Below are 16,136 nucleotides of genomic sequence, written 5' to 3'. Positions count from 1 at the left end.
AATATCTGTTAACCCTTCCAAATTTTGACAAAGACAAACCTTGAACTACATTGTTTATTTCCTCGGTCATTTCTGGGAATCGTTTTTTCAGCAGACGCATGACCAAAATCTGTGCCTCAGTGATGCGACCTTCTTGATGACCTTCTTGGTGACCTTCTTGGTGACCTTCTTGGTGACCTTCTTGGTGACCTTCAGCCTTAACTTCCCGATAAAATCTGGTCTGTTTCCATTCTGTGAGTCCAAACATCGCTTCTAATTCCCTCCAAGGACGTTCAGGAAATTTATATACTAAGGCTTGTTCTACTAATTCTATCGCATTTCTTTGCTGTGCTACTGGTAGAGCCCTCGCACATCTTTCTAGTTGTCGTACTCTGTGTTGGACATTGGCTTGAGGTTCCACTACCAGCCGTACCAGTCCCAATCCGATTGAGTCTGAGGTGTCTGGAGTTTCATCAAGGTAAAGTGAGTGCAGATATCCTGTTTGGACTTCGCCATCGTAACATCTGGGAATCCCTGTATCCAAGCTGCGCTTAGCCCAAAATACTACCGCTTGCCAGCCATGTCGCCAACGATTTTGTCCTAAGTAGACAAACACTTCTTGCATCAGGCGGTAGTACAAGTCTTCATCTTTCTGAAATTGGACTTCTACGAAATAAATAGGGTCGCCATCTCGTTTGGGGAGAAATACGCCGTCGGTGCGTTTGGCGAGTTCTTTGAGTTCGACGGCCTTAAAATTATAGTTTTGTGCTAGTTGAGTGTTGTCTCCCAGGAGTTCAAAGAGAGTGCCAGGGAGGGTTTGGAAGACTTTATAAAATAGGCTGTCAGTGCGCATTGGTTAGCATTGGAAGGAACTGGCATTTGGGTTATCTGGCCAATATTATCATCGGTTGGTGTTATTTTTTGATATTATTTTTTTATAATGACAAAGGTGTACGCCCATATATAAAGTGCTCTTCTGATATTGACTCCGCCTCAGCAGTTGAACTATCAGTAAGTCTTGGGGAGTAATTTGGTGGGCAAAGGGAAAAGGGGGTATTTGATGAATCTATTGGTAAAGTTTCCCCTTGCCCACCCTACGAGTTCTGCGATCGCTTGACCTAACCAGGTGTTCAAGGCATTGTAAAGTTGGGAGTTTTTTTCACAGCATTTCTACAGTATGAGTGGGATCAAATCCATGTGAGCATTATTGGTCTACCTGTGACAACCAGCTCAACAAATCTTCCCAACTATTCAACTCAAAAATAATATCTGTTAACCCTTCCAAATTTGACAAAGACAAACCTTGAACTACATTGTTTATTTCCTCGGTCATTTCTGGGAATCGTTTTTTCAGCAGACGCATGACCAAAATCTGTGCCTCAGTGATGCGACCTTCTTGATGACCTTCTTGGTGACCTTCTTGGTGACCTTCTTGGTGACCTTCTTGGTGACCTTCAGCCTTAACTTCCCGATAAAATCTGGTCTGTTTCCATTCTGTGAGTCCAAACATCGCTTCTAATTCCCTCCAAGGACGTTCAGGAAATTTATATACTAAGGCTTGTTCTACTAATTCTATCGCATTTCTTTGCTGTGCTACTGGTAGAGCCCTCGCACATCTTTCTAGTTGTCGTACTCTGTGTTGGACATTGGCTTGAGGTTCCACTACCAGCCGTACCAGTCCCAATCCGATTGAGTCTGAGGTTTCTGGAGTTTCATCAAGGTAAAGTGAGTGCAGATATCCTGTTTGGACTTCGGCATCGTAACATCTGGGAATACCTGTATCCAAGCTGCGCTTAGCCCAAAATACTACCGCTTGCCAGCCATGTCGCCAACGATTTTGTCCTAAGTAGACAAACACTTCTTGCATCAGGCGGTAGTACAAGTCTTCATCTTTCTGAAATTGGACTTCTACGAAATAAATGGGGTCACCGTCCCGTTTGGGGAGAAATACGCCGTCGGTGCGTTTGGCGAGTTCTTTGAGTTCGATGGCCTTAAATGTATAGTTTTGTGCCAGTTGAGTGTTGTCTCCCAGGAGTTCAAAGAGAGTGCCAGGGAGGGTTTGGAAGATTTTATAAAATAGGCTGTCAGTGCGCATTAGTTTGCATTGCGATGAACTGGCATCTGAGCATCTGGGCTATCTGGCCAATATTATCATCGGTTGGTGTTATTTTTTGATATTATTTTTTTATAATCACAAAAGTGTACGCCCATATCTCACGGGGTGACAAGTGAATTAAAAAGTAGGTAGGTTGTGGGGTGTAGGGTATAGGGTGTAGGGAAAAAAGAAGAGCAACACCTTGTTAGTAGAGAAAATTGAATTGGGTAATGGATGATTGAATCAGGGAGAGTGAGGCTTGATGAAACCCACATAGCAGTGATATGTACCTTCATTTTAACCACACCCCACACCCGGTCACCCTACACCCAGTCTCCTTTTTAACTTTGTTGTCACCTCTAGAGACTTTATGCTCATCTTTCCGCTAGAAAAGATGGGGGATGCCAACCATTAATTGTCCATCGAAACCGTGCTTCTACAACGAGGGGATTATTCATTTTAAGCGTAATGACTGTTACTCGTCCCACAGGGGTTAGTCCTTGAATTTTTGTGAAATCCACATTCCATGAGAAATGTTCATCCCAATTCTGAGTGCGGGGATTAAATAAGTGAACAGTTTGACTAGTTAAAGGGTCGAGGGCAACAGTTGTATCCGATTTAAATTGGTTGCAGGTATAGCAGGCGAGGCAAACATTTGAAAATATGCTCTTTCCCCCAATAGAGCTGTGGTAAAATGTGATCGTAAGTTAAAGGAATACCACTATTTGCTTCACTAGTTTGGCAATAGCAACAATAACGGCGATCTTGGCGATCGATCTCATTCTTCAAAGATATTGGAATATAGGCCATGAGGTTACACAATACTTTGAGGAACTGGGTAACCGCGCCATTTCAGGAGAGCCGCTGCATGAGCTTTGCGTAGCATAAAACGATCTGCTGAAATCTTAAGCTGCTCAAGTTCAATCTGTTCTGCATCTGTTAAAGAACGCTCTTGATTTTGAGCTAACAACCAGTAGTGACGCTCCATTTCTTCCGGTGTTTTTTTACTCTGGGCAATCGGCCACAAAGCTTGGTCTTCCAACCTATCTAAGGCAGCTAGATCTGCTTGAAATTCTTCAGGTACATCAGACCAATTGGGGGGACTACCAATTTGTAAAGCATGGAGCATGACAGCTTCAAGAGAGCGTTCAGTTGCTTGGGCAGTGTTGACCAAGCGCTGATAGAGGAAGTCAGGAATTTGCAGAGTAATGGTTGTTGAAATAGAATTCATGACGGCATCTCCTCAAAGCGCAGTCCGTTAAGAGTCTATTGTAGCTCAGGGGGTAGGGTGTTAGGCAGGGTGTAGGGTTTAGGGTGTAGGGTGTAGGGTGTAGGGAAAAAAGACCGAGCTTCGCGAAAGTTGCTAGGGATGGTTGAATCGGCTAATGTACGATTAAATCAGGTAAATGTTGGTTAATGAAGCCTTTTCTAGCTAATTTGTGTACATGCCTATTTTCACCACACCCCATACCCCACACCCCACACCCTACACCCTCCATCCTTGTGGGATAGCCAGGGGATTGTCTGGTGTGGTGGCTATGTTTCCTACTCCAAAAAGGCCAGAAATATGGCAATCATGTCATATAATGTAAATTTCCGATTATTATTTGAGGAAGGACTAGCAGACGTTGACCCAGAGTTATTAATCAGACTCCCATTCAATGAACTGATCTATATCAACAACTCTGGAAATGTGGAACGATTGATCAAGGAATTGGATGGGTCGAATCCAGAATTAGTCCCTCTCTTAGTTGATCAATGGGGAATAATTATCGATGGCAATAGTCGCCATGCCGCAGTTGAAGGATTAAATGCAGGTTCAGATGGCAACAAATTCCCAAGAGTCCCCGTAGAGATCAGGACTTTCTCCGACAACCTAGAACGACTAAGGCAACTCAAGTTACGAAATAGCTATAGCGTTTCTAGGATTTATGAGGTACGCTTCTCAACCTCAAAGTCCCCCTTGATAAGGGGGATTTAGGGGGATCTCTTTGTACCTCATGGCATAGAGAATTGCTATATCTTGTCTAGACCAAGATGCAGCAATACATAGAAGCTCAACTGATGCTGCAAATTGAGAAACAGGAAGTTGAGCGGAAAAAGAAAAGAAGAGAGGATACTGCGATCGCAAGACATGGCAGATCGATTGATCGAGTTGCAGCGACAGATGGTACTGGTAGAACTACCTTACTTATTGGCTTCAATGTCGTTGAGGCTATTCAAAAAGAGGAGAATGCTGATCTTGCCAAAAAGTGGTCAAAACTTCTGGAAGAAGGAACAAACAAGATGGCCTATGACATCTTATCAGTGCCTCCAGAAGATCGTGAGGCTGTTATAGATCAGCTTTATAACCCAGAAGGAAGGGCGATTGACCTTGGCCTTTAGGCCAAGCTACGCGAATGGTCACGCTACGCGAACGCAGGTTCAAGCCTTATCCCTCCCTCAGCTTGAAGCTTTGGGGGAAGCGTTGTTGGACTTTACGAAACCCGAGGATTTGGATGAATGGATGCGTTCACGTAGTGTTGCTGATAGCAAATCGAACTCGTAGGTAATGCTTTCGGTGTGATTGGCCTACGGCCACGCTACGCGATCAGCCCTACGGGCATAGCTCGGCTGACTGCACTACTTCTTAACCAAGATCAACTAAGTTAGCATACGCTTCTTTTTCATCCTGTTAGGCTAAGTGTTGATAGAAATAATATTAGCTAAAGCCCGCAGTGCATCATTAACTGATTTTTCATCTGGAAAAATTTCAGCCACATCGTCATCCAACTTAACAATGTTGCTAGTTTCCCTATATCTGTGAGCATATTTACCACGTATGCCTTTGCTAAAATCGTATTCATCTAGCCGATCCTGATCCTGTTGATTATTAATAGTAATTGTTATCCTCGTATGTCCTTTTCTCTGGTGATGTAGCCAAACGAGCACTCTTTAGCCTGATCGATTACTATTTACTTAAAGTCCGGTTTGCCGGATTATAATTATTTTAAATTATGGAAGTCATCAAGCTAGGAAAAAAAGGTCAACTCTCTCTTCCCAAAGCAATTCTCAATCGTCTAGGGTTGGAAGGTGAAACTATGCTACTGGTAGAAACTACTGCTGATGGTGGAATTCTACTGCGTCCTGCGGGAGTGTATCCGATTGAGATCTATACAGAGGAACGGATTGAGGAGTTTTTATCAGGCGATCGCTTAACTAACGAAGAAGCCGAACAGCTAATGGGTCAACTTAAAGATGCTGAGTAGGAAAGATACATGCGCGTGTTTCTGGATGCCAATGTAATCTTTGCAGCCGCTATTAGTCCTGATGGTCGCTGTAACGCTTTGTTTGAGTTAGCTTCTGCTGGGTATTGTGCTTTGCTAACATCGCCTCACGCCTTGGAAGAAACACGCCGTAACATTACAGCTAAGTATCCCGAAGCTTTGACACGATTGGAACGGGATTTAATCCCTAAACTAATTATTGTTGGAGAAGCACCGGTTTCACGAGTTAATTGGGCCATGGAGATGGGGCTACCTTTGAAAGATGCTCCTATTTTAGCGACAGCAGTAGAGAATAGGGCAGACCTTTTGGTAACGGGTGATAAGAAGCACTTTGGTTCGTTTTACGGTCAGATATTAGAGGGAGTAACGGTGGTAGATCCGGCAGAGGCGATCGCACTACTTCTCAACCAAGAAAAACTTTAGTGATTGCCCGACTACTTCTCAACCAAGATTAACGAGAGTGCGATCGCCTTTGGCGTGGCCTACGGCCAATCGCACAAGCGCGGAAGCTGAGGCCGTAGGCCACGCTTTGCGAACGCGTGACTCGCGTAGCGTGGCCTACGGCCAATCGCACTTGTGTACCAACAGTTTTTGGAGATGTCTATAGCGTTTCTCATAGCTATGAGGTACACATTATTTTTTCCCTCTTCCCTCTTCCGACTTCCCATATCCGCTGCTCCCGTCTTGATGCAGTCGCTCATGGGGGAAACCACGCCAGTTGCTCATGGTTTGTTCGCGAAGCGTCGGCTACGCCGAAGTTACCGTAAGACAGTTGAGCCTTAATCAATAAGTTTTACCCCTTTTCTGCATAGCCTAACAATCATAAAGGCTCAACTGTCTAAGGTTTCGTCTCCGGGGGGAACCCCCAAGACCGCACTGGCTCCCCAAGACCGCGCTGCATCGCTGCTCCGAAGTCCCTGCTCCCTAAAACCCAGAGATTTGTACCTCATGGGTATAAGACTTGCTATATTATAGTTGCGTGACATGGCAAATACCTTACTTTTTTATTCCAACAGAGTTGTACAAGGGGCTTCAATGAGTGCCTTTACCTCTCAACGAACTCGATTGTTTTCAGAAGTGGGGTTAATGTTCAATACAGTATTGATGGAAAATTCCCCTAGTACTTTCATAGAGTCGCTTTGGAATTGCTCAGATGCGCATTTGAGTTGCTGCAACTGATTAAAACTAAAGATGCTCAATCCACTCAGAGCCAGAATCAATCCAGTTACACAGCTAATTAATCGACAGCTATCATTTCGCCTTTTTTGCAGACTACGCCGCACAAACTCAGCTTCCACTTGGTTCAGCCAGTTATTCTCAGAATTCAGTACCTTTTTCAACAAATCCAGACGAGGGTTAGCATGCCAAAGAAACTTTGCCTGTTGCTGGCTTTTCCACTCCTGTGCTGCGGTCGTCAACCGCCGTTGTAGAAGTAAATTTTCCTCATCCTTTTGTTTCCACTCCAGCAGCTTTTGCCAACCCCGCACCAAAGCATCATGGGCTGGTTCGACATCAGGATTTCCCTCACTATCTTGTCCTTCTACTAATAACCGTGCTGTGCTAAAACGCTCAATTACTTCCTTAACTAAACTATTTTTATCGGGGGGATATTCCAATTCTGATAACGGTACCCGCCTACGGGCTAATTCACCCCCACCTAGTGCCACCATCCGCAGCATGACATGACGGATTACTTGGTCATAAGCGGGATTTTCTTGAACTAGCTTCTGATACTCTTTATCTGCCCTTTGAGTTAGCGATCGCATTACTCCCCCCAATTCCATATAATCGGCTTGAGTCAACGCCCGGTCAATAGTAATACCCCTGTATTGTGCCTCCCGTTGTCGCCTTAAGTATTTCAGATACAGTTCACTTAAGGCAAAAGACAGCAGGGGCAATGCTCCGGGCATATCCGCCACTTCATCAATTAATTTTTCTACTAAATCGTGGGGTTGAAAATACATTACCCGTGCTTGAGCCGGTTTTTCTATCGCTTCCCTTAGTTCCCCTCGTGTCATCGCCGGTACAATAAATCGTCCACTTTGCCAAAGATTTATCAGTACCGTGGTTCCCAATTGATTTATTACTTCCGGTGCCAACTTTAAGCCCACATCACAGATGTGGGGTTCAAAATCAGAACGTAGGCTTAATACTACCCGTAATTTATCCCCATGGGCATTTATGGCTGTGAGTATCTGTTGGAAAAACTCCTTACGCTCATCTAAGTTTCGACAGAGTGTAATAATTTCTTCGCTTTGGTCAATAAACAGTAATAACTTAGAGTTGGGGTTATTTTTCGCCCAAACATCAATGCTCATTGCCAGGTTCTGCTGTGGGTTTTGGGCTGCTACCTCTGGTAATTGGGTATTTTTCAAAGCATTATTTAACCCTTGTAAGGGCGTTTCACCAGGACGGATGGCTGGCAAAATACACCATTTCTCAGTATTATCTTGCCGTAGTTTGGGAATTAATCCGGCTTTTACCAAGCTAGATTTACCGGAACCAGAAGCACCCAACACCACTGTCAGGGGATGAGCTTTGACAAAATCTTCTAACTTTTCTACTAGTAATGTTCTACCGAAAAACAGTGAACTGTGTTTCTCGTCAAAGGAGTTTAAACCGCGATAGGGATTTTGTGATTGATCCAAAGGTGGTGCTGGTGGTAAATTAAGTTTATGTCCGGGAGAAAGAAAGATATATTCTCCCTTATCGTGCTTATTTAAACACCAAATACCAGGGGTTTGTCGCTGATGGTATTTTTTTGTGGGTATTTCGACTCGATTCCGTAAATGTAAATATAATTCTGTGGCTGTAATTACCCCATCTCCAGCCGGTTTACCATTTTTGGCAAGAGGATAGATATCTGCTGCCCCTTCTAGGGCTTCTAATAATGCACTAGCAAAAGGGGAATGATGGCCGACTTGACTGCGTTCGCTATCTAAATTAAAGTTATCTAAGGCTTTTTGATCAGAAGCTGAGGAAGTAATGATTTGCCAGGCTGGGTCAGTAATAAAACGGTCGTATCGTTCTTGGTGAATTACTTCTGGCGATGTGAGTAAATCCCTGGTACTCGACCAACGAAAAGCACCAGCAAAACAGCAGTCTAGGATACCCAAGAAATGACGACAGGGTAATTGACTTAAAGCGTCATGTAACTTGGTCATGGGCAGATAACTATTAGTATCCCCCAGTTTGGCATCTTGAGGAATTAAGTAACCAGCCGGGCCATCATCCCCATTGAGAGCAACTCCATGACCAGCAAAGTAAAATAATAAGCGGTCATTTTCAGTGACTTGTTCCGGTAAGGTTTTTTCTAAAAATTTCTTGAAGTTAGTGAGGCTGGCAAGTTCGTCTAAGCATTCCCAGACTTGATAGCCATGCTTTTTGTGGAGAATTTCAACTAGTTTTTTGGCATCGTTTACGGGGGTGTGCAGGGTGGAAATGCCGTTTGTGTAGTTATTGATGCCGACGATAAATGCGATATTTCGGGAGAACATATAGCAGTTGGCGATTTTATTAAGTGCCAAATTATGGGTTTTTATGGAATAGGAATACCCTCTTATTAAGGGCAGGGCTATTTCATTCTCGCCAAAAATAGATAGGGAGATGGGGACCCCTGACAAGGGTAGGTTTTTTACTTTGGAGATAGGTAATAGGTAATAGGTAATAGGTAATAGGTAATGGGTAATAGGTAATAGGTAATAGGTAATGGGGAATGGGTAATCGGTAATGGGGACCGGTCCCCTAACCCTCATAAGGGTAGGTTTTTTACAAAGACCTACCCTTATGAGGTGGTGAACAGGGGCTCAGTTCACCACCCTGTGCTATATCCCTACTAATTCGGGATCTTTAGCAAAACGTATTACCGATGGCACGATAGGTTTCTTTACCGACAATCCCATCTACAATCAAGTAGTCAGGATTAGATTTTTGGAGGGAGTTGTAGTAGCTTTGGAAATCCCTTACTGCCCGTTCTGTTTGGGAGCCAAACTGTCCGTCAAGAAGCACAGAATAGTCTATGTAGCAAATTAAGAACTGCTGGAGAAAGCGGACAGCTTCACCGGCTGTTCCCTTTTTCAAAACTGGTAGGTGGGTGACGTAAGCAGCGTTAGCCTGACTAATTACTTCAGAACCATTAGCTAGTGTAGAACCATTAGCTAGTACAGATTTAGAATTGATAGTGTTAGTTGCCATGATGGATGTCTTTTCCTTAATGATTTGACGTTTACTAGGAAAACCTTTTCAGGTTTCGACATTGGACAAAGTTTTTATTTTCTGTCTTTTGTCTCTACACCCTTAAGACGATCTCAAAACCCTATTTTGGAATTTTTCGAGTTAGCACCAATTTTTTGATCTCGACTCACCCCATTCACCCCAGTTCACCCTCCCCACACTCCCTACTCCCTACTCCCTGATCCCTACCTCACTTGGGTAGGTTTTTTACCTAGCAGGGCGAGTACGTACTGGCATTGGGAATAAATTTCGCCAAATATGTCTGTCGGATTTTCTACCAGAATTTCCACCGATTACCGACCCATCTCCCGCTCTTCCCCTCCTGGTCGGGGTTAGGGGTGGGTTCCGATTAGCCATTACCCATTACCCATTACCCATTACCCATTACCCATTACCCATTACCCATTACCCATTACCCATTACCCATTCCCCATTACCTATTACCTATTACCTATTACCTATTACCTATTACCTATTACCTATTACCTATTACCTATCTCCAAAGTAAAAAACCTACCCTTGTCAGCTGGTCCCTACTCCCTATTCCCAATAAAAAAAATCGGTCAAGTTTGGGTTAACCCCAATCCTTGACCGATTTCTGTACTTTAACTTTCCACAAGTACAGCTGAGCTGCACTCAAATTTGGATAACTCCAGATCAACTATAGCGGTTTTTAATCTAGTAAGGTACAATTTTTTGGGTTTTAGGGAGCAGGGAGCAGGGAGCAGGGAGCAGGGAGCAGGGAAGAGGGAAGAGGGAAGAGGGAAAAAAATATGTGTACCTCATGAGGATAAAAAGCGCTATAGTACATTCTTCTCGAGTTAGTCAGCAACTGCTGGAAAGCAATAACATCCCAACTCATCCTTCATCCTGCTTCATCTTCCTTCACCAAACATCCTTCACAATTCCTGATTTGCCAGGGGGCAACCCTGGCAAAGTCCTATCAGAACATCCTTCACCTTCCCGGATGTTCTGATAGTTCATATCTTCTACAACTTTGACCTGCTCCCCTTTCGTACCAACAGTTTTTAGAGAGCGATCGCATAAGCGCGGAAGCGAAGCTTCATCGCGTAGCGTGGCCGTAGGCCAATCGCATAAGCGCGGAAGCTGAGGCCTACGGCCACGCTTTGCGAACGCGTGACTCGCGTAGCGTGGCCGTAGGCCAATCGCTCTTGTGTGCCAAGAGTTTTTGGAGTGCGATTAGTCTTCGGTGATCGCCAATTTTGGTATAGCAACCGAAGTATAGTTTAGGACAAAGTATTTTGCTTGAAAGGGAGCAGGGAGCATAAATATGTCTTAAGCTTTACTTCGACTGCTATATACATTGTCGCAGAGATTGCGATCCCTCTTGTCAACATTGGGGTTATTCTCAAGATAGTCACGCACCCTATCACAACTCTTGGATAGCAGTTCATCCAATCCTCCAAACTGCCATAACTTTGCAGTACCCTTCTCGTCAAGGGTAGCTATTAAGCTACCATCAGCACTAAGACTTATACTGGTTAATTGGTTTGTTGGCTGCCCTTTTCCTTTTAAAGTAGTCAATCGTTTTCCTGAGATATCCCATACATGAATATCATAGCTGTCCCCAATAGATGCTAATAAGTTACCCTGAATATCAAGACCATTTTTTTCACTACTGATGTAGCCATTATCATCCTCAAACCCAACTAATTGCTTATGAGACTCCAATTCTAATAAGATTTTATTATGTTTCTTTAATTCATTTTTAATACTCATTGCCAACAGCTTGTTATCCGAGTTAAAAACGATATGACTCTCCGGGTAAACCCTAGGATAACTCTTCTTGGACACTTTTTTCAAGGTTTTAGTTTTACTGTTCAACTCAAACAGATGGATAGTACTATCACAGATAGTATAATCACAGTGCATGGCAGCCAATTGCTGACCATCACGACTAAAAATAAGCTGGCTAATTGTTTTTTCAATTTTTTTTGGTTTATACAATTCCTTCCCATTTAGATTCAAGATGCGAATCGTATTCTCTTCGTCTAGTGCAGCCAATTGCTGACCATCAGGGCTAAAAATGATTTGGCTGATTTTGCCTTTAATATCCTTAAATTGCTTCAAATCCTTACGCTTCAACTCCAACAAATGGACAGTACCATCTTTTTTGACAGCAGCTAGTTGCTTGCCATCGGGGCTGATACTGAGACTTTTAAACTGCCCCTCAATTGGGCTTAACTCTTCCACTTGTTGGTTGTTCTCTATTTCCCACAAGCGAATAGTCTTGTCATCACCTAGACTAGCAATTTTGCCATTCGAGCTAGAAATAACCTCACGAATACTACCTTGATGCCCTTTCATTTCTTTCAGTTCAAAAAAATTATAAACTGGATTATAAACACTAATCATACCATTAGTATTTTGACCGATAATTAGACGACTATTGGCATCAAAACTGATTTCTGAAACGCTGTTGTTTGTATTGATTTCTAAAACGCTGTCTATGGGTTTATAATACGCCAAACTGTTCTTGCTTAAACTACCAACCAGGGCAGTGCTTGCATCCTTATAATAGATGGCGGCAAAGTAGTTACCATCAGGGCTAAAAACGAGGTTATCATAGAGTTCATAATCACAAAAATAACACCTATTAAGCCTATCATTATGTTTAAACTCTTCTAACTGAGTGCCAAACATAAAGTCTGACAAGCGGAGGGTATTGTCAGATTGGGTAGCTACAACTAGCTGGTTATCGGAGTTAAAGCTAATAGTCATGAAATTGTCTTGAGCATTTTTTAATAGCTTCGGTTCATTTCCCGTTAAGTCCCACAGGTAGATGATAGAGTCTGAGCCTGCTTTCCTATAGGCTACAAGCTTCTTGCCATCAGGACTGAAACTGAGCCCTGTGCTATATTCGCAATTTTTAGAATGTAGGATAGATTCTTCAAGCTTTGGTGGCTCTTCCTGTTTTCCTTCCAAGTTCCATAGGCGAACAGTACATTTATCGTCAATAGTTGCTAATAAGCTACCATCCTTATTAATATCAAGATTGACTTCACCTCTATGTCCTGAAAATACTTTGGGTAGTTCTGTGCCTTTGAAGTCTTGTAAGCGGACAGTACCATCCTCTGCTGTAGCAATCAGTAACCGATGATCAGACGTAAAAAACATCTTATTAAAGTTTTCAGGCACTTCTATGCGGTTACGTTCTTTCGCTAAATAGAATACCTTTCGCCAAGTTTGTAATACTTGAGTTTTAAGCTCATTTTCTGGCTTGAATAAGGATAAGTATCCCGGCCAATCTTTTAGAGATTTACCCGCTCGTAAACTAGCAACCAAAGCTTCTAAATCTTGACCTAATTCTAAGTTTGCTTCGGCGGATTGCCGATCAGCCCTGACTTGGCCGATCAAAGCATCTCTCTGTCCAATCAAAGAAAATACTAAACCTGTACCTAACCCCAGCATAACTACGATCGCAACAACCCAATTCCGACGAGTATTGAAGCTTTTTCGCCTGACGCTACGCTGCACAAACTCAACTTCTACTTGGTTAAACCAGTTGTCCTCAGAATTGAGTTCTTTATTCAACAAATCAAGACGAGGGTTAGCATTCCAAAGAAACTTTGCCTGTTGCTGGCTTTTCCACTCCACCGCCGCAGGAGTCAACCGCCGTTGTAGAAGTAAATTTTCCTCATCTAAATGTTTCCACTCCAGCAACCTTTGCCAACCCCGCACCAAAGCATCATGGGCAGGTTCTACATCAGGATTCCCCTCAACATCTTGTCCTTCTACTAATAACCGTGCTGTGCTAAAACGCTCAATTACTTCCTTGACTAAACTATTTTTCGCTGGTGGATATTCCAATTCCGATAAAGGTACCCGCCTACGGGCTAATTCACCCCCACCTAGTGCCACCATCCGCAGCATCACATGACGGATCACTTGGTCATAAGCGGGGTTTTCATTAACTAGCTTCTGATACTCCTCATCCGCCCTTTGAGTTAGCGATCGCATTACTCCCCCCAATTCAATATAATCGCCTTGAGTCAACGCCCGGTCAATAGTAATACCCCTGTATTGTGCCTCCCGTTGTCGTCTTAAGTATTTCAGATACAGTTCGCTCAAGGCAAAAGACAGCAGGGGCAATGCTCCGGGCATATCCGCCACTTCATCAATTAATTTTTCTACTAATTCGTGGGGCTGAAAATACATCACCCGTGCTTGAGCCGGTTTTTCTATCGCTTCCCTTAGTTCCCCTCGTGTCATCGCCGGTACAATAAATCGTCCACTTTGCCAAAGATTTATCAGTACCGTGGTTCCCAATTGATTTACTATTTCCGGTGCCAACGTTAAGCCCAAATCACAGATGTGGGGTTCAAAATCAGAACGTAGGCTTAATACTACTCGTAATTGCTCCCGATAGCCATGAATTGCTGCCAGTATCTGTTGGAAAAATTCCTGGCGCTCCTGTTCATCTTGACAGAGTGTAATGATTTCTTCGCTTTGGTCAATAAAGATTAATAACTTGGATTTGGGATTGTTTTTAACCCAAACCGCAATACTTTCAGTGAGAGTTTTTTGTGGGTTTTGTAACTCGACTTTTGGTAATCCGGCCTCAACCAGGGCTTTATTGAGAGCTTGGAAGGGGTTTTCTCCGGGACGAATTGGTGACACTATCGACCATTTACCGGTATTTTCCTGTTTCAACTGGGGAATTAATCCGGCTTTTACCAAGCTAGATTTACCCGAACCGGAAGCACCCAACACCACTGTCAGGGGATTAGCTTTGACAAAATCTTCTAACTTTTCTACTAGTAATGTTCTACCGAAAAATAGTTGGCTGTGTTCCTCTTCAAAGGAGTTTAAACCGCGATAGGGATTTTGTGACTCATCCAATGGTGGTGCTGGTGGTAAATTAAGTTCATGTCCGGGAGAAAGAAAGATATACTCGCCTTTATCGTGCTTATTTAAACACCAAATACCGGGCGTTTGTCGTAGACGGCATTTTTCTGTGGGAATTTCGACTCGATCCCGTAAATATAAATATAATTTTGTGGCTGTAATTACCCCATCTCCAGCCGGTTTACCATTCGTAGCAGGAGGATAGATATCTGCTGCCCCTTCTAGGGCTTCTAATAATGCACTAGCAAAAGGGGAATGATGGCCGAATTGACCGCGTACGCTATCTAAATTAAAGTTATCGAGGGCTTTTTGGTCAGAAGCTGAAGAAGTAATGATTTGCCATGCCGGGTCACTAATAAAACGGTCATAACGCTCTTGGTGAATTACTTCTGGCGAGGTTAATAAATCCCTAGTACTCGACCATTTAAAAGCACCAGCAAAACAGCAGTCGAGGATACCCAAAAAATGACGGCAGGGTAATTGACTTAAAGCATCGTGTAACTTGGTCATGGGCAGATAACTATTAGTATCCCCCAGTAAAGCATCTTGAGGAATTAAGTAACCAGCCGGACCATCATCCCCATTGAGAGCGACTCCATGACCAGCAAAGTAAAATAATAAGCGGTCATTTTCAGTGACTTTTTCGGGTAAGGTATGGGATAAAAATTTGTTAAAGTTAGACAGAGTTGCCACTTCGTCTAAGCATTCCCAGACTTCGTAATCATGCTTTTTGCGGAGAATTTCCACTAGTTTTTTGGCATCGTTTACGGCAGTGTTGAGGGGGGAAATGCCGTTTGTGTAGTTATTGATGCCGGTGATAAAGGCGAGATTTCGAGAAAACATGTTCTGCTAAAAGCACTTAAAAGCACTTATAAAGATAACTTGAATACTCTTGATTGTTAGCATCCCATTTTTTTTGGCAAAAATATCTTTTTATAGCAGTCGCCAGCGATGCAGCGCGGTCTTGGGGAGCCAGTGCGGTCTTGGGGGTCTCCCCCATGAGCAACTGGCGTGGTTTCCCCCACTCGCGCTTTGCATCAAGACAGGGCAGTTAGAACATGACAAAAGTATCAAACCTAAGTAAGCGCAAGAGTAATACTCTCTTGGTGCGCATTCTGATGGTGATTAGAAATCACCAGGGTCGCACCGCTTCTGACTTCTGACTTCTGACTTCTGACTTCTGACTTCTGCTATATGTGGGCGGTATAATCACGCTCACACAGCAGTGGGATGCTCCCTATTTATTCCCCAGGATAATCTGTTGACTTTACGCAGAAATTCTTAGTTTCGTAATAAATCTTTACATACTTTCATTGGCGTATATAGGGTTTATAAATGAGATGTAAACCTAGGAGGTATTTTTTTACTGTCCAATAAAACTTCGTATCTCTTTCCCCTCTTGCCTTTCCCCTCCTGGGAGGGGTTAGGGGTGGGTTCCTCTTGTATGCAAGCTTTTTTATACAAGAATTATGTTTACAACCTAGATAAAAACCCTATAATGACTAGGCTACTCATTCAAACCCAAACTGTCCCTGTGATGGTCAATCTTCCTGGGATCATCCCCATGACCCCTGCCCAGTTTTCTGAATTCTGTTTAGCCAATCGAGATCTACGAATTGAGCGCACCGCCAGTGGATTGGGTAAGTCAGCGGGATTGCTCCCGCTTCGTCCCCAACGCACCGTGCGAACAAGTC

Annotated in this window: 15 protein-coding genes and 1 pseudogene; 7 read left to right on the top strand and 9 right to left on the bottom strand. The window is 43.4% G+C overall.

Annotated features, from left to right (window positions below; all coding sequences use genetic code 11):
- The 4 genes from LYNGBM3L_RS27710 to LYNGBM3L_RS27695 all read right to left on the bottom strand — a co-directional run.
- Positions 1–832 (bottom strand): Rpn family recombination-promoting nuclease/putative transposase (locus LYNGBM3L_RS27710; protein ID WP_071986955.1); only part of this gene is annotated, 832 nt, incomplete at its 3' end.
- 351 nt (positions 833–1,183) lie between these two features.
- Positions 1,184–2,074, bottom strand: coding sequence for an Rpn family recombination-promoting nuclease/putative transposase (locus tag LYNGBM3L_RS27705; protein WP_008189232.1), 891 nt, complete (start codon positions 2,072–2,074; stop codon positions 1,184–1,186).
- Positions 2,075–2,692: 618 nt separating this feature from the next.
- The gene (locus LYNGBM3L_RS47945) at positions 2,693–2,884 is read right to left on the bottom strand and encodes a hypothetical protein (protein WP_008189231.1); all 192 of its coding nucleotides are present in this window, start codon (positions 2,882–2,884) and stop codon (positions 2,693–2,695) included.
- Between the two features lie 4 nt (positions 2,885–2,888).
- A complete protein-coding gene (locus LYNGBM3L_RS27695) occupies positions 2,889–3,305 on the bottom strand; it encodes a hypothetical protein (protein WP_008189230.1) in 417 nt (138 codons plus the stop codon).
- A 270-nt stretch (positions 3,306–3,575) separates the two neighbouring features.
- Between LYNGBM3L_RS27695 and LYNGBM3L_RS27690 the strand changes: the two genes are divergently transcribed.
- Genes LYNGBM3L_RS27690 through LYNGBM3L_RS37250 form a run of 3 tightly spaced genes read left to right on the top strand, consistent with a single transcriptional unit; the run spans position 3,576 to position 4,622 of the window.
- Positions 3,576–4,055 carry a ParB N-terminal domain-containing protein gene (locus tag LYNGBM3L_RS27690; protein WP_008189227.1) on the top strand — a complete coding sequence of 160 codons (480 nt, stop codon included), beginning with the start codon at positions 3,576–3,578 and terminating at the stop codon, positions 4,053–4,055.
- 56 nt (positions 4,056–4,111) lie between these two features.
- The gene (locus tag LYNGBM3L_RS27685) at positions 4,112–4,459 is read left to right on the top strand and encodes a hypothetical protein (protein ID WP_008189225.1); all 348 of its coding nucleotides are present in this window, start codon (positions 4,112–4,114) and stop codon (positions 4,457–4,459) included.
- Positions 4,449–4,622 carry a DUF4351 domain-containing protein gene (locus LYNGBM3L_RS37250; protein WP_229414743.1) on the top strand — a complete coding sequence of 58 codons (174 nt, stop codon included), beginning with the start codon at positions 4,449–4,451 and terminating at the stop codon, positions 4,620–4,622. Before LYNGBM3L_RS27685 ends, LYNGBM3L_RS37250 begins: the two co-directional genes overlap by 11 nt.
- Positions 4,623–4,753: 131 nt before the next feature.
- Here the strand turns inward: LYNGBM3L_RS37250 and LYNGBM3L_RS27680 are convergent, their stop codons facing one another.
- Complete coding sequence (locus LYNGBM3L_RS27680; RefSeq protein WP_008189223.1) at positions 4,754–5,005, bottom strand: hypothetical protein; 252 nt, start codon at positions 5,003–5,005, stop codon at positions 4,754–4,756.
- Positions 5,006–5,070: 65 nt separating this feature from the next.
- Between LYNGBM3L_RS27680 and LYNGBM3L_RS27675 the strand changes: the two genes are divergently transcribed.
- From LYNGBM3L_RS27675 to LYNGBM3L_RS44465, 3 genes are all read left to right on the top strand, one after another.
- Positions 5,071–5,322, top strand: a complete 252-nt coding sequence (locus tag LYNGBM3L_RS27675) for an AbrB/MazE/SpoVT family DNA-binding domain-containing protein (RefSeq protein WP_008189221.1) — start codon at positions 5,071–5,073, stop codon at positions 5,320–5,322.
- A 9-nt stretch (positions 5,323–5,331) separates the two neighbouring features.
- The gene (locus LYNGBM3L_RS27670) at positions 5,332–5,763 is read left to right on the top strand and encodes a putative toxin-antitoxin system toxin component, PIN family (RefSeq protein ID WP_008189219.1); all 432 of its coding nucleotides are present in this window, start codon (positions 5,332–5,334) and stop codon (positions 5,761–5,763) included.
- A gap of 198 nt (positions 5,764–5,961) precedes the next feature.
- Complete coding sequence (locus tag LYNGBM3L_RS44465; RefSeq protein WP_154659940.1) at positions 5,962–6,123, top strand: hypothetical protein; 162 nt, start codon at positions 5,962–5,964, stop codon at positions 6,121–6,123.
- Between the two features lie 269 nt (positions 6,124–6,392).
- Here LYNGBM3L_RS44465 and LYNGBM3L_RS27665 read toward each other — a convergent pair whose 3' ends face one another.
- From LYNGBM3L_RS27665 to LYNGBM3L_RS27655, 4 genes are all read right to left on the bottom strand, one after another.
- The gene (locus LYNGBM3L_RS27665) at positions 6,393–8,837 is read right to left on the bottom strand and encodes an nSTAND1 domain-containing NTPase (RefSeq protein WP_411550859.1); all 2,445 of its coding nucleotides are present in this window, start codon (positions 8,835–8,837) and stop codon (positions 6,393–6,395) included.
- 352 nt (positions 8,838–9,189) lie between these two features.
- The gene (locus LYNGBM3L_RS27660) at positions 9,190–9,534 is read right to left on the bottom strand and encodes a peptidoglycan-binding domain-containing protein (RefSeq protein WP_008189214.1); all 345 of its coding nucleotides are present in this window, start codon (positions 9,532–9,534) and stop codon (positions 9,190–9,192) included.
- A 1,067-nt stretch (positions 9,535–10,601) separates the two neighbouring features.
- Positions 10,602–10,808: a hypothetical protein gene (locus LYNGBM3L_RS41945; RefSeq protein ID WP_131826990.1), complete on the bottom strand. Its 207-nt coding sequence runs from the start codon at positions 10,806–10,808 to the stop codon at positions 10,602–10,604.
- A gap of 61 nt (positions 10,809–10,869) precedes the next feature.
- Positions 10,870–15,285 (bottom strand): nSTAND1 domain-containing NTPase, encoded by a 4,416-nt coding sequence (locus tag LYNGBM3L_RS27655; protein WP_008189212.1) that lies wholly within the window; start codon positions 15,283–15,285, stop codon positions 10,870–10,872.
- A 655-nt stretch (positions 15,286–15,940) separates the two neighbouring features.
- On the opposite strand from LYNGBM3L_RS27655, the pseudogene LYNGBM3L_RS50655 reads away from it, so the two are divergent.
- Positions 15,941–16,078 (top strand): annotated as a pseudogene (locus LYNGBM3L_RS50655) (Uma2 family endonuclease); the annotation flags it as partial.
- Positions 16,079–16,136 lie beyond the last annotated feature (58 nt).

This window comes from Moorena producens 3L, from assembly GCF_000211815.1.
GTDB classification, from domain to species: Bacteria; Cyanobacteriota; Cyanobacteriia; order Cyanobacteriales; family Coleofasciculaceae; genus Moorena; species Moorena producens.
This window is presented reverse-complemented; position numbering and strand designations above follow the sequence as displayed.

Coding starts and splice junctions, on each gene's coding strand:
- LYNGBM3L_RS47945 (WP_008189231.1), bottom strand. CDS start 2,884: ATGGCCTATATTCCAATATCTTTGAAGAATGAGATCGATCGCCAAGAT.
- LYNGBM3L_RS27660 (WP_008189214.1), bottom strand. CDS start 9,534: ATGGCAACTAACACTATCAATTCTAAATCTGTACTAGCTAATGGTTCT.
- LYNGBM3L_RS27705 (WP_008189232.1), bottom strand. CDS start 2,074: ATGCGCACTGACAGCCTATTTTATAAAATCTTCCAAACCCTCCCTGGC.
- LYNGBM3L_RS27670 (WP_008189219.1), top strand. CDS start 5,332: ATGCGCGTGTTTCTGGATGCCAATGTAATCTTTGCAGCCGCTATTAGT.
- LYNGBM3L_RS44465 (WP_154659940.1), top strand. CDS start 5,962: ATGAGGTACACATTATTTTTTCCCTCTTCCCTCTTCCGACTTCCCATA.
- LYNGBM3L_RS27685 (WP_008189225.1), top strand. CDS start 4,112: ATGCAGCAATACATAGAAGCTCAACTGATGCTGCAAATTGAGAAACAG.
- LYNGBM3L_RS27665 (WP_411550859.1), bottom strand. CDS start 8,837: ATGTTCTCCCGAAATATCGCATTTATCGTCGGCATCAATAACTACACA.
- LYNGBM3L_RS27675 (WP_008189221.1), top strand. CDS start 5,071: ATGGAAGTCATCAAGCTAGGAAAAAAAGGTCAACTCTCTCTTCCCAAA.
- LYNGBM3L_RS27695 (WP_008189230.1), bottom strand. CDS start 3,305: ATGAATTCTATTTCAACAACCATTACTCTGCAAATTCCTGACTTCCTC.
- LYNGBM3L_RS27655 (WP_008189212.1), bottom strand. CDS start 15,285: ATGTTTTCTCGAAATCTCGCCTTTATCACCGGCATCAATAACTACACA.